12 protein-coding genes are annotated in these 12,887 nt (G+C 71.1%); 3 read left to right on the forward strand and 9 right to left on the reverse strand.

Going from position 1 to position 12,887, the window contains the following annotated elements; all coding sequences use genetic code 11:
• Positions 1-24 precede the first annotated feature (24 nt).
• Positions 25-678, forward strand: a complete 654-nt coding sequence (locus tag AB0F70_RS10900; protein ID WP_357447497.1) for a TetR/AcrR family transcriptional regulator — start codon at positions 25-27, stop codon at positions 676-678.
• Positions 679-729: 51 nt separating this feature from the next.
• On the opposite strand, the gene AB0F70_RS10905 is transcribed toward AB0F70_RS10900, so the two are convergent.
• Positions 730-1,653: an AEC family transporter gene (locus AB0F70_RS10905; RefSeq protein ID WP_357447500.1), complete on the reverse strand. Its 924-nt coding sequence runs from the start codon at positions 1,651-1,653 to the stop codon at positions 730-732.
• Positions 1,654-1,678: 25 nt separating this feature from the next.
• Here AB0F70_RS10905 and AB0F70_RS10910 point away from each other — a divergent pair, with 25 nt between their 5' ends.
• Positions 1,679-2,206: a CGNR zinc finger domain-containing protein gene (locus tag AB0F70_RS10910; RefSeq protein ID WP_357447503.1), complete on the forward strand. Its 528-nt coding sequence runs from the start codon at positions 1,679-1,681 to the stop codon at positions 2,204-2,206.
• Positions 2,207-2,233: 27 nt separating this feature from the next.
• On the opposite strand, the gene AB0F70_RS10915 is transcribed toward AB0F70_RS10910, so the two are convergent.
• Entirely contained in the window at positions 2,234-3,736 is a 1,503-nt protein-coding gene (locus AB0F70_RS10915) for a GMC oxidoreductase (protein ID WP_357447506.1), read from the reverse strand.
• Positions 3,737-3,923: 187 nt separating this feature from the next.
• On the opposite strand from AB0F70_RS10915, the gene AB0F70_RS10920 reads away from it, so the two are divergent.
• Positions 3,924-4,532: a class I SAM-dependent methyltransferase gene (locus AB0F70_RS10920; RefSeq protein ID WP_357447509.1), complete on the forward strand. Its 609-nt coding sequence runs from the start codon at positions 3,924-3,926 to the stop codon at positions 4,530-4,532.
• 8 nt (positions 4,533-4,540) lie between these two features.
• Here AB0F70_RS10920 and AB0F70_RS10925 read toward each other — a convergent pair whose 3' ends face one another.
• The 7 genes from AB0F70_RS10925 to AB0F70_RS10955 all read right to left on the reverse strand — a co-directional run bounded on the left by AB0F70_RS10925 (position 4,541) and on the right by AB0F70_RS10955 (position 12,854).
• The gene (locus tag AB0F70_RS10925) at positions 4,541-5,269 is read right to left on the reverse strand and encodes an SDR family oxidoreductase (RefSeq protein ID WP_357447512.1); all 729 of its coding nucleotides are present in this window, start codon (positions 5,267-5,269) and stop codon (positions 4,541-4,543) included.
• A gap of 117 nt (positions 5,270-5,386) precedes the next feature.
• Positions 5,387-7,072, reverse strand: a complete 1,686-nt coding sequence (locus AB0F70_RS10930; protein ID WP_357447516.1) for a ribonuclease J — start codon at positions 7,070-7,072, stop codon at positions 5,387-5,389.
• Between the two features lie 132 nt (positions 7,073-7,204).
• Positions 7,205-8,764, reverse strand: a complete 1,560-nt coding sequence (locus AB0F70_RS10935) for a SulP family inorganic anion transporter (RefSeq protein ID WP_357447519.1) — start codon at positions 8,762-8,764, stop codon at positions 7,205-7,207.
• A 90-nt stretch (positions 8,765-8,854) separates the two neighbouring features.
• The gene (locus tag AB0F70_RS10940) at positions 8,855-10,057 is read right to left on the reverse strand and encodes an AI-2E family transporter (RefSeq protein WP_357447523.1); all 1,203 of its coding nucleotides are present in this window, start codon (positions 10,055-10,057) and stop codon (positions 8,855-8,857) included.
• Between the two features lie 476 nt (positions 10,058-10,533).
• Positions 10,534-10,950 (reverse strand): PIN domain nuclease, encoded by a 417-nt coding sequence (locus tag AB0F70_RS10945; protein ID WP_357447526.1) that lies wholly within the window; start codon positions 10,948-10,950, stop codon positions 10,534-10,536.
• A gap of 2 nt (positions 10,951-10,952) precedes the next feature.
• Positions 10,953-11,171, reverse strand: a complete 219-nt coding sequence (locus AB0F70_RS10950) for a type II toxin-antitoxin system VapB family antitoxin (protein ID WP_357447529.1) — start codon at positions 11,169-11,171, stop codon at positions 10,953-10,955.
• Between the two features lie 90 nt (positions 11,172-11,261).
• The gene (locus tag AB0F70_RS10955; RefSeq protein ID WP_357447532.1) at positions 11,262-12,854 is read right to left on the reverse strand and encodes a peptide chain release factor 3; all 1,593 of its coding nucleotides are present in this window, start codon (positions 12,852-12,854) and stop codon (positions 11,262-11,264) included.
• Positions 12,855-12,887 lie beyond the last annotated feature (33 nt).

Genomic DNA, 12,887 nt, shown 5'->3' on the forward strand with positions numbered 1-12,887 from the left:
ATGAACACCGTATAGATTGTCTGGATGGAGGTCAACGGTGTGGAGGTCAACAGCGTGCGCAAGCGCGAGACGTATCACCACGGCTCGCTGCGCGAGGAACTGGTCGAGGCGTCCGTGCGGCTCATCGAGACCGAGGGCATCGGCGCCGTGAGCCTGCGGCGCGTCGCACGCGAGGCCGGCGTCAGCCCGGGGGCGCCCTACCACCACTTCGCCGACCGGGCCGCCCTGCTGTCGGCGATCGCCGCCCGGGGTTTCGACCTGCTCACCCAGGACCTGCTGAGCGCGGTGGGCAGGTCGCCGGGCGCGTCGAGGACCGACGACGTCGTCCGCGTCGCCGCCGCCTATGTCACCTTCGCACGGCGGCAGCCCGGCCACTTCCAGGTGATGTTCCGCCCCGAGCTCTCCCAGCCGGAGAAGCATCCCGCGGTGCAGGAGGCCGGGGACGCCGCGCTCAAGGTCCTCACGGACCTGGTCGACCGGCTCGGCGTCGCCGACCCGCAGGCCGTCGGCATCACGCTCTGGGCCCTGGGCCACGGCCTCGCGTCGCTGACGCTCGACGGCCTGCTCGCGCTCAAGGCCGAAGCCTGGAACACCGATCCCGACGACCTGCTCGCCAGGGCTCTCGGCCAGATCGGCCGCTCGTTCGACGTCGGCGACCCGGGTGCCACCGCCCCCTGAGCCGTCCCGCCCACGTCGGGTCGCCCGGTCGCGTCAGGTCCTCCGGTCACATCAGGTCGTCCAGTGGAGGACCAGCGGGATGGTTCCGGCCGCCAGGAGCGTCTGCACACCGGTGATGGCCGCCATGAGCCGGACGTCTCCCCCGAGCCGCGCGGCGAGGATCGCCGCCGACGGCGCCGTCGGGACCGAGCTGATGATCACGACGATTCCGTAGGCGACGCCGGAGACGCCGAGCTGCGTGGCCAGCAGGGCCGCGCCGAGCGGGACGGCGAGCAGCCTGAGCACCGACGCGACGGCTATCGGCAGCAGGTCCTGGCGCCGCATGCGCAGCACTATCGAGGCACCGGCGATCAGGGTGCCGCACGCGATGGCCGGGCCGGCGAGCATGCCGAGCAGCGAGGTCAGGAACTCGGGCAGCCGCAGGCCGCCGAGGTTGAGGGCGAGACCCGCCGCACAGCTGAGGATGAGCGGGTTGAGCGCCAGCTCGCGCCAGACCCCGCCCCGGGGACGAGGACCGGCTCCGGTCCGCGCGCCGTGGACCGCCAGGACGCTCACACAGATCACGTTCACGAGGGGCACCAGCACAGCGGTCGCGAGCGCGAAGACGGCGACACCCGGGCTGCCGTGCATCGCGGAGGCGAAGACGAGGCCCACGTAGGTGTTGATCCGGACACTGCCCTGCAGCAGGGACGTGAGCGCCGGGCCGTCGACCCGCAGCAGACGGCGCAGCAGGAGCACGAGGCCCGCGACCGCCACGACGGGCGCGCCGACGCTCGCGGCGAGGGGCAGCGCGGGCACCGCCGACAGGTCGGCCACGGCGATCGACCCGACGAACAGCGCGGGCGTGAACACGTAGTAGGTGACACGCTCCAGCCCGCGCCAGAAGGCGTCGGCGGGGACGACGCGGCGACGCAGGATCGCGCCGAGCGAGAGCAGCAGGACTACCGGCAGGATCGCGGTGATGACGAGGGGCACCAGCCCACCGTGATGCAATGGGTCAATGCAGTTCAACCATGACAACATGACAGGCGCCGAGCTGTCGGTAGCGCTCGTCAACCTCGACGGCACCGGCACCTGGTCCCGCGAGACGGTCCTGGAGGTGCTGCTGGACAGCCAGGTCCGCCGCGCCGAGCTCACCGACCGGGCCTGCCAGGAGCTGCGTGACTGGACCCGCTCGCTGCGCCGTGTCTTCGAGGCAGGCAGCTCCGACCTGCGGTGCGACGCCGTCAACCACCTGCTCACCACCGGCGCGGGCCGGCCCTACCTCACCACCCACGACGGGCTGCGGCCCCACCTGCACTTCGCGCCGGAGAGCGACGACGTCGTCGCGCGGGTCAAGGCGGTGACGGCCGGCAGCCTCGCGATCTTCACCGTGGAGGCCGAGGGCACCCGGCTCGGGGCCTGCGCCCGGACGACGTGCGACGCGGTGTTCGTCGACACCAGCCGGAACGGGCGGCGCGCCTACTGCTCCGCGCGGTGCGGCAACTTCGACGCCGTCGCGCGGCACCGCACGGGCCGGCGGGCGTAGGCCCGCGCGCCAGACGTACCGGGGTACCTAGGCGTACGAGGGCGCGAGGTGCTCCGCGATCATCAGCGTGGGCAGGTTGGTGTTCGCCGCCGGGATGGTCGGCATGATCGAGGCGTCGACCACGGCCAGGCCGGTCAGCCCGTGCACCCGTCCGTCGGCGTCGACCACCGCACCGGGATCACCTTGCGGGCCCATGCGACAGGTGCCCACGGGGTGCTGGTAGACGTTGATCCCGGCGCGTATCGCCTCGTCCAGCTCGTCGTCCTCGCTGATGTCGGGGCCGGGCCAGAGCGCGTTGTCCAGCTGGTCGGCGAGGGGCGGGGTCCTGGCGAGCCGCCTCGCCTGCCGGACGCCGCTGCGCAGCCGCGCCAGGTCGTCCGGATGGTTCAGCAGGCCCACGTCGATGACCGGCTGGTCGTCCGGATGCGGCGAGGCCAGCCGCACCGACCCGCGCGACCGTGGCGCGAGCAGGGCCACGAGGAGCATGAGCTCGGACCCCGCCTCGCCCTGCGCGACGGCACTCGGGAAGATCTGCAGGTCAGGGTCGGCGACCGCGCCGTCGGAACGGGTGGTCAGCACCGTCTGGCACGGCAGCGCCTCCGGTGTCGCGCCCGTGCCGTACCGCATCCGGAGCAGCGGGTGGTCGTGCAGGTTGGCGCCGACGCCGGGCAGGTCGCAGAGCACCGGGATCCCCAGGGAGCGCAGGTACGCGGCAGGCCCGATCCCGGAACGCTGCAGGATCGCGGGGCTCCCGTAGGTGCCGGCGGCCAGGATCACCTGCCCCGCGGGGACGGCGCGCCCGTCGGCCAGCAGCACCCCCGTGGCGCGGTCGCCCTCCACCAGCACACGGTCGACCGTCGTGCCGGACCAGACCGCCAGGTTGGGCCGACGGCGGGCTTCGGCCAGGTAGGTCAGCGCGGTGGACTGGCGCACGTCACCGAGCGCGTTGAGCGGGAGCGGACCCGCACCCACTGCGTCCGGTGCGTTGTGGTCGGCCACCGGTGGGTGCCCCGCCGCGACGCAGGTGTCCACGAAGGCCCGTTGCGGATCGGGCAGCGCGTCGAGCGCGTAGCGGCGGATCGGCACCGGCCCTGCCTCGCCGTGCCCCGGCCGGTCGCCGTAGTCCAGGTCGTTCTCGACCCGGACGAACGCGTCGAGCACCTCGTCGTAGCCCCAGCCCTCATTGCCGGCTGCGGCCCACCCGTCGTAGTCGCGCGGCCTGCCCCGCAGCGCCATCACGTTGTTGGTCGCCGAGCTGCCCCCGACGAGGCGTCCGGCGAACACCGGCGAGTCGCGCCCGAGCGCGCCGAGGGCGGCCTGCAGCCCCCAGTCCCAGTCGGTGGGGCCGACGTCGGCGGCGTCGGTCACGTCCGCCGGACAGCCGTCGGGATCCGAGCCGAAGTCCGGCCCCGACTCCAGCAGCAGCACCGTCCGGGCGGAGTTCTCGCTGAGCCGGGCCGCGAGCACCCCGCCCGCCGAACCCGCCCCGACGATCACCGTGTCGACCGGCACCGTGGTTGTGACAGCCATGAAGCACCTCCCGGGCGAGCCCTCCGCTCACCCTCGACCAGGCGAAGTTATCGCCATGTCGGCGCAGTCGCACGCCGCCCGCGGTGGAGCTCCCGGCCCGCACAGTTGACGCTGCGCAGTTGACTTCATGTCGACCTGAACTCGCACGATGGGCCCAGCACGATCAGGCCCGAGCAAAAGAGGACACATGGACGCGCAGCACTGGGACGAGCGGTACAGCAGCCGGGACCAGCTCTTCAGCGGTAACCCCAACGGCGTGCTCGTGACCGAGGCCGCCGGCCTGCCGCCGGGCCGAGCGCTCGACGTCGGCTGCGGCGAGGGTGCCGATGCGATCTGGCTCGCCGGGCACGGCTGGCATGTCACCGCCGTCGACATCTCCCGGGTCGCGCTGGATCGCGGGGCGGCGGCCGCAGCCAATGCGGGGCTCGCGGGGCAGGTGACGTGGCGGCAAGCAGATCTCACCGCCACGCCACCGCCCGACGGCCTCTTCGACCTGGTGTCCCTCCAGTACTTCCCGCTCCCGAACCGGCCGGACCACGCAGCGCTCCGCCGCCTCCTGGACGTGGTGGCGCCCGGGGGCACCCTGCTCGTCGGCAGCCACGACATGGCCGACCTGGCTACGTACCGGCATCCGGACTTCGACCCCGCCGACTACTACGCACCCGGCGACATCGCGCGGCTCCTCGGCGAGGCCTGGACGGTCCAGGTCGACGAGAGCCGCCTGCGCACCACCGCCCCGCCCGAGGGCACGCACCACGTCCACGACACCGTTCTGCGCGCCGTACGGTCGCGCTAGGCGACGGCTCAGGCCGCCGAGAGCGCGGAGAGCGCGCGGCCCATCTCGGCGTTGAACTCCTCCGGCGTCAGCGGCAGCCGGGCCTTGATGTCCCGGCTCCACTGGTCGGCGAGCACCTCGGCGGAGCCCGCCTCGACGCCGTCGAGCACAGCGTCGGCCAGGTCCGACGGCGCGAGCTTGGGCACCGACCAGCCGGCCGACATGTCGGTGTCCGCGAGGCCCAGGTGGACGGCGGTCACGAGCGTGCTCTGCTCGGCGAGCTCCAGCCGCACACCGTTGGTCATTGCCCACGCGGCCGCCTTGGTCAGGTGGTAGGCGTTGGCGCCGTTGATTCCGAACCACGACATCGCGGAGAGGACGTTCACGATCGCACCCCCGCCGTTCGCGGCGAGGGTCGGTGCGAACGCCCGGATCAGGCCGAGAGGACCGAGCGTGTTGGTCTCCAGCTCGAGCCGTACCGCGTCCATCGGGCCGGTCACGAGGTCGGTGCCCGTCGAGATCCCCGTGTTGTTGACGAGCAGCGAGACGTCGGAGGCCACCGCGGCCGCCGCCCGCACGGACGCCGGGTCGGTCACGTCGAGGGCCAGCACCTCCACACCGGCCAGGTCCACGGTCTCAGGGCGGCGGGCCGTGGCGTAGACCTTGCGCGCGCCCCGCTCGAGGAGACGCTGGGCGAAGGCGCGACCCAGGCCGCGGTTGGCTCCGGTGACGAGGGCTACTGAGTTGTTGATGTCCATGCCGGGAACGCTAGAACCTGACGTTGACGTCAGGGTCAAGTGCCGGACCGGCAGCCCCGGGCGTGACGTCGGCAACCCGCTGGGCCGCCGACATCGTGCCCCGCCCGGGGCAGGCCGTCACGCGTCGAGGACGACGGCGATGACCACCGGTTCCCGTCGCGAGCTGCGCGCGAGCGACCGCGCGACGGTGGTCGCGATGATCTCCTCGAGCTGGTCGCCCGCGGTGGTCTTGTTCCGCGTGGCGTCCGCGAGCGCCTTCTCGACGGCGCGCGAGGCGTTGTCGAGGCTGTCCTGGCCGTGCACGGAGCCGCGGTGGAGGTACTCGAGGGGTTCGGCGAGCTCCGCGGTCCCGGAGCGGAGGAAGGCCAGGACGGTCAGGACGCCTGCCGCGCTGAGCTTGCGCCGGTCGGCGAGGGTGTCCTCGGTGACGTGGCCGACGGTCTGGCCGTCGACGTAGACGAGGTCGTTCTCGACCTGGCCGACGATGCGCGCGACCCCGTCGACCATGTCGACGACGACGCCGTCACGGACGATCAGGACGTTGTCCGCGGGAACGCCGGTGCGCTCCGCGAGTGCGCCGTTGGCGCGCAGGTGCTTGGGCTCGCCGTGGACCGGCATGACGTTGCGCGGGCGCAGGATGTTGTAGCAGTAGACGAGCTCGCCCGCGCTGGCGTGCCCGGAGACGTGGACCCGTGCGTTGCCCTTGTGCACCACGTTCGCGCCCAGGTCGGTGAGCTTGTTGATGATGCCGTAGATCGCGCTCTCGTTGCCCGGGATCAGGGAGCTGGCGAGCAGGACGGTGTCGCCGTCGCTGATGCGGACCTCGTGCGTCTCGTTGGCCATCCGGGCCAGGGCCGCCATGGGCTCGCCCTGGGAGCCGGTGCAGATGAGCGTCACCTTGTTCGGCGGCAGGTTGCGGGTCTTGGCGTAGTCGATCACCAGGCCGCGGGGAACGGTGAGGTAGCCGAGCTCACGCGCGATGCGCATGTTGCGCACCATGGACCGGCCGACGAACGCGACCTTGCGGCCGCGGGCGTCCGAGGCGTCCAGGACCTGCTGGATGCGGTGGACGTGGCTGGCGAAGCTGGAGACGATGACGCGCCCCGGCGTCGTCGTGAACACCTGGTCGATCGCGGGGGTCAGCTCGGTCTCGGAGATGGTGAAGCCGGGGATCTCCGCGTTGGTGGAGTCCACCAGCAGCAGGTCGAGCCCCTCCTCGCCCAGGCGGCCGAAGGCGCGCAGGTCCGTGAGGCGCCCGTCGAGCGGGAACTGGTCCATCCGAAAGTCACCGGTGTGCAGGACGACGCCGGCGGCGGTCCGGATCACGACGGCGAGGCCGTCGGGGATCGAGTGGTTGACGGCGATGAACTCGAGCGCGAACGGGCCCGCCGCGTGCCGGTCGCCGGCCTCGACGTGGACGAGCACTGGCTTGATGTTGTGCTCGGTGAGCTTGGCGGACAGGAACGCCAGTGTCAGCTGCGAGCCGACGACTGGGATGTCCGGCCGCTGCTTGAGCAGGTAGGGCACGCCCCCGATGTGGTCCTCGTGCCCGTGGGTGAGCACGATGGCCTCGATGTCGTCGAGGCGGCTCTCCAGGCTCGTGAAGTCGGGCAGGATGACGTCGATACCGGGCTGGGTGTCCTCGGGAAAGAGGACGCCGCAGTCGACGACGAGCAGCTTGCCGGCGTGCTCGAAGACCGTCATGTTGCGGCCGATCTCGCCGATGCCTCCGAGCGGCGTGATGCGCAGGCCCTGCGGCGGTGCGGCGGGCGGGCGGTTGAGCTGTCTTGGTGCGGTATGCATGGTGTCCCTCCGGAACAGGTTAGCTGCCGATGAGCTCGGGCTCCTCGTGGCGTAGGACGACCGCCAGGATGGGCCGTGGCTCACCGGGTCAGGCCGCAGATGCGGCGCTGTGGGTACTGCTGAAATCTGTGATCAGTGGCCCGCGCCGAGATTTCCGGCGAGCCGCTGGTGTCGTGCCGCGGAGTCGTCGTTCATGCCGACGATCGTCACGCTCTTGCCCCTGGCCTCGTACCTCGTGGTCACGGCGTCCAGCGACGCGACCGTCGAGGCGTCCCAGATATGGGCACCTGTCAGGTCGATGACTATGTCCTTCGGGTCGTCCGCGTAGTTGAACTGGTAGACCAGGTCGTTGGACGAGGCGAAGAACAGCTCGCCCTCGACGGCGTACACGCGGGGGCCGCCGGCGGCCCCGCCCTCCACCGGTTCCAGGCGGGTGACCGACGTGAAGTGCGCGACCCGGTTGGCGAACAGCACCATCGCGACGAGCACCCCCACGATCACACCGTAGGCGAGGTTGTGGGTGACGACGGTGACGACGACTGTCGCCAGCATGACCGTCGTCTCGGATCTGGGCATACGCCGCAGCGTCGCCGGGCGGACCGAGTGCCAGTCGAACGTGCCTACCGAGACCATGATCATCACGGCCACGAGCGCCGCCATCGGCATGATCGCCACGACGTCGCCGAGGCCGACCACGAGGATCAGCAGGAACACGCCGGCGAGGAACGTCGAGAGCCGGGTCCGCGCGCCCGACGACTTCACGTTGATCATGGTCTGGCCGATCATCGCGCAGCCGCCCATGCCGCCGAAGAAGCCGGTGACGATGTTGGCGGCGCCCTGGCCCAGGGCCTCGCGGGTCTTGTTCGAGTGGGTGTCGGTGACGTCGTCGACCAGCTTGGCGGTCAGCAGCGACTCCAGGATGCCGACCAGCGCCAGAGCCAGCGCGTAGGGCGCGATGATCCGCAGCGTCTCGAGCGTGAGCGGCACGTCGGGGAACAGGAGGCTGGGCAGCGACTCGGGCAGCGCGCCCTCGTCCCCGACGGTCGGCACGTTGATGCCCGCGAGGACGACGGCTGCCGTGAGCAGCACTATCGCGACCAGCGGCGCGGGGACGGCCTTGGTCAGCCGCGGGAAGAAGACCATGATCGCGATGCCGGCGGCGACCAGCGGGTAGACGATCCACGGCACGTCGATCAGGTGCGTGACCTGGGACAGGAAGATGAGGATCGCCAGCGCGTTGACGAACCCGACCATCACCGACCGGGGGATGAACCGCATGAGCTTCGCGACGCCGAGCAGGGCAAGGACCACCTGGATCACCCCGCCGAGGAGGACGGTGGCGATCAGGTAGTCGAGCCCGTGCTCAAGCACCACCGGCGCGACGACCAGCGCGATGGCGCCGGTCGCCGCCGAGATCATCGCCGGGCGCCCGCCGAGGAACGAGATGGTGACGGCCATCGTGAACGACGCGAACAGGCCGATCCGCGGGTCGACGCCCGCGATGATCGAGAACGCGATCGCCTCGGGGATGAGGGCCAGCGCGACCACGAGGCCTGCCAGGACCTCCGTGCGCAGGGTCCGGACCGAGCTGAACGCGGCCCTGAACGAACCCGAGGCGGTGGCCTCCGGAGCGCCCGAGACAGGGGGCGGCGCCGGGGCAGGACCGGGTAGGTCGGCAGGGCTGAGTGACACGCAGTAAATTCCTTCGGGCTCTGAGGTGGCGACGATCTCCTGGCAGAGGCGGAGGTGCGCGTGACCGATCCTATCCGCCGACGGCGCCCCTCACTCCTTGCCCAGTGCGTCGGGGTCCCGCAACATGTGCGACTCGACGAGCTCGTGCCGCCGGAAGTAGGTGGTCGCCACGGCCTGGATCGTCGCGGCGACGGGCAGCGCGAGGAACGCGCCGAGCACCCCGAAGACCGCACCGAACGCCAGCACCACCAGCAGGCTGACCGCGGCGTTCATCTCCAGCGCGCGGGCGGACACCTTCGGCGCCAGGTACAGGTTCTCGAACTGCTGGTAGCCGATGACGAAGGCGAGCACGCCCAGCGCCTGGGGCCAGCCCTGCGCCGTCAGCGCCACCATGGTGGGTAGCGCGCCACCGAGGTAGGCACCGATCGTCGGCACGAACTGGGAGACCACCCCCACGAAGACGGCCAACGGCACCGCGTACGGCGTCTGCAGGATCGCGAGGAAGACGAAGGTGACCACCGTCGAGACCGCCGCCAGCACCACACGGGAACCGATGTAGTCGGACACCTTGCCCTGGGTGACCTCCCACAGGTGCAGCATCTCCTGCTGCCGCGCCGGCGTCAGCCAGCCGCACACGGCCGCACGGAAGCGCGGCCCGGCCGCCAGCAGGTAGTAGGAGACCAGCAGGATCGTCAGGGTCGCGAGCAGCCCGCCCACCACCGTCGTCCCCACCAGCAGCGCCCCGGACGCGACGTCCTCGCCGAACCGGTCGAACGCCTGCCGGATCAGGTTCTCGGACTCGGGGATCTCAATGCCGAAACGCTCGACGACAAAGCCCTGCAAGCCCTCGTAGAGGCGGGGGACCGACTGCGCGAGCTCGACGAGCTGCTGCACGAACAGGTTGCCGAACAGCGCCATCAGCACGATCACCACGACGAGCGACCCGAGCAGCGTGACCGCGGCGGCCAGCCCACGGCGCCACCCGTGCCGCACCAGCCAGACCGTGCCCGGTTCGAGGGCCAGCGCGACGAAGACCGCGATGAGCACGTTGACGAAGAGCCCCTCCAGCTTCCCCATCGCGTTCCACGCGAAGATGGCGACGAACACCGTCACCACCGCCAGGAACAGCGCCCGGGGCAGCCAGCGCGGCGGGCGCGGCGGGCGCGGCGAGTCGGGCGCGCCGGGCGGCGGGCCCGGCTGGTCCGCCGAAGCCTGGCCCGGCGAGGGCTGGTCAGGACCGGTTGGCACGTCAGGACCGGTCCCGCCGGTCTCGGACGAGCTGGGCGACGTCATGCCAAGACCGTAGCCCGCGCTCCCCCGCGGGCCGACGTTCCCCGGCCGGAGTGTCGAGCGTCAGACCCCGCTGGCGACCGGCCAGACCACGGGCCGGACGTGGTGCGAGCGAAGCGATGCCTCGCGGCCCGCTCCGCTCGCACCACGTCAGATGTCGCTACAAGCAACGTCACCCGGCGCGCAGATCGAGTTCTCGAAGAGAATGTCGAACGTCCCTTCGTTCCCGTCCGCACGCCACATCGGCCATGGCCGCGGCCTGATCTCCGCCGTTGCCCGGGCTACCCGCCTGCTTTACCTCGGCACCCGTCGCTCCAACGGAACAGGCAGAAGACGCCAGCGTCAGGAGACCCAGCGCCAGGAAACGATGGGCCCTCACCGAGAGTTTGCCCGATGCTGGCGGACTCAGTTGCGCCGTCCAGGTTCCCTCAATCATCTGCTCGAAGAACCCAGACTCAGCCTGAGCGCTCGGGCTCACTTCAGTCTCCAGAGCTCGGCGGGAGGACCCACTGCGTGGGCTGGCCGGTGACCGCGGCGATCATGTCGTAGTCACCGTCGTAGTGCAGCACGGTTGCTCCGTGGCGTTCGGCGACCGCCGCGATCACGAGGTCCGCTACCGACAGCGCCCGCCAGTTCCCTGCACCGACCAGCAGAGACTGCACCTCCGCAGCACGATCCCAGACTTCGTCCGGAGTGGGCAGCCAGTCAAAACCGCGCAACCCGTCGCGGATCCGTTCGGCGTCACCCTTCGACCGGGCGGAGTGCATGATCTCCAACTCCACGGCACCGCATATTGCCAGATGACCAGCCTGCTGCAGCGGCTGGAGCACAGCCCGAGCCGCGGGCTTCGAGTAGCGAGCAAAGGCAGACTTGTCGATCAGGTAGCGCGCCGCCACGGTCAGGCAGCACCCTGGGCATTGCCTTCGGCCGACTGGATCGGCCCCGTCAGGTCCGGCAGACCGCCGTCGCCGAGCCAGTCGAAGAACTGTTCCCGCTTGCGCCGCTTGATCGCGTCTTCCAGGGCCGCGTTCACCGTCGCGACCTTCGTCGTCGTCCCGAAGATCTCCGCCGCCGCGGCGAGCTTTTCGTCGTCCATATCGATGACGGTACGAGTCATGATGACCACCTCCATCACTCAGCCTACCGTCTTGATATCAAGTCTGACGAGTATTGATATCACCGTCGCGGGCGCACCCGGCGTGGGCAGTCAGACCCCGCTGGCGACCAGCGGGATCAGCGGCACGTCGGGGTGGGCACGCTCGAACGCGCGGGCGTGCCAGACGTCGCGCAGCAGGACCAGCGGGGTCCCGTCGCCGCGCCGCACGACCTCGACGCCCGGGTATCCGGCGATGACGTCGATGTGTTCCGGCGCGGCCTCGCGGGCGAGCGAGAGCCCCAGCGTCTCCATGCGGATCGGCGCGGAGAACTCGTGCTCCATGCGGAACGTCGCGACCTCGAACTGCAGCGGGCCGACAGCAGCCAGGATCGGGTTGCCGTCGCCGCGCGCCTCCGAGACGAGTACCTGGACGACGCCCTCCTGCTCCAGCTGGGAGATGCCCTTGCGGAACTGCTTGGAGCGGCCCGGGTCGGCCACGCGTGCGGCCGCGAAGTGCTCCGGCGCGAACACCGGCATGGGTGGGAACCGCACCTTCGGTCCGGAGGTGTCGAACACCGTGTCGCCGACGGCAAGCGTGCTGGCGTTGACCAGGCCGACGACGTCGCCGGGGTAGGCGTCCTCGACCGTCGACCGTTCGCGGCCGAAGACCGACAGGGCGTACTTCGTGGCGAACGGCCGCCCCGTCCGCTCGTGCGTGACGACCATGCCGCGCTCGAACCGGCCCGAGCACACGCGGATGAACGCGACGTGGTCGCGGTGGTTCGGGTCCATGCCTGCCTGCATCTTGAACACGAACCCGCTGAACGGCTGGGTGACCGCGCGCTCCCCGCCGGCGACGTCGGGACGCGCGCCCGGTGCGGGCGCGAGATCGACGACGGCGTCGAGCAGCTGGCGGACGCCGATGTTGGCGAGCGCGGCGCCGAACAGCATGGGCGTCGTCGTGCCCGCGAGGAAGGACTCGCGGTCGACGGGCTCCAGGAGCTGCACGCTCTCGACGGCCTCGGTGTGGTCGTCGCCCAGGGCGTCGGCAGCGGCCTGCGGGGTGAGCACGCTCTCCTCGGCGATCGACGCGCCGCCCGGGGCGCGGCGGTAGGTGCGGACCTCGCCGCTGGCGCGGTCGACCAGCCCGAGGAACCGGCCGGCCTCGCCGATCGGCCAGGTGAGCGGCGTCGGGCGCAGGTTGATGCGCTCCTCGAGCTCGTCGCAGAGCTCGAGGGCCTCGCGGCCTGGACGGTCCCACTTGTTGACGAACGTGATGACCGGCACCCCGCGGCGGCGGCAGACCTCGAACAGCTTGAGCGTCTGCGGCTCCAGACCCTTCGCCGAGTCGAGCAGCATGACCGCGGCGTCGACGGCGGTGAGGACGCGGTAGGTGTCCTCGGAGAAGTCGGCGTGGCCGGGCGTGTCCAGCAGGTTGATCACGACGTCGCCGTAGACGAACTGGAGCGCCGCCGAGGTGATCGAGATGCCGCGCTTCTGCTCCATCTCGAGCCAGTCCGACACGACGCCGGCGCGGTTGCCCTTGCCGTGGACCGCCCCCGCCTCCTCGATGGCGTGCGCGTGCAGCGCCAGTGCCTCGGTCAGCGTCGACTTACCCGCGTCGGGGTGCGAGATCACGGCGATGCTGCGCCGTCGGGCCGCCTCGACCTGTACCGGACGGGTTTCAGAAGTAAGGACGGTCACCGAGACTCACCGATCTGTACGTGCTGCAACAAC

Origin of the sequence: Promicromonospora sp. NPDC023805 (assembly GCF_040639635.1) — a bacterium.
Classification (GTDB): Bacteria; Actinomycetota; Actinomycetes; order Actinomycetales; family Cellulomonadaceae; genus Promicromonospora.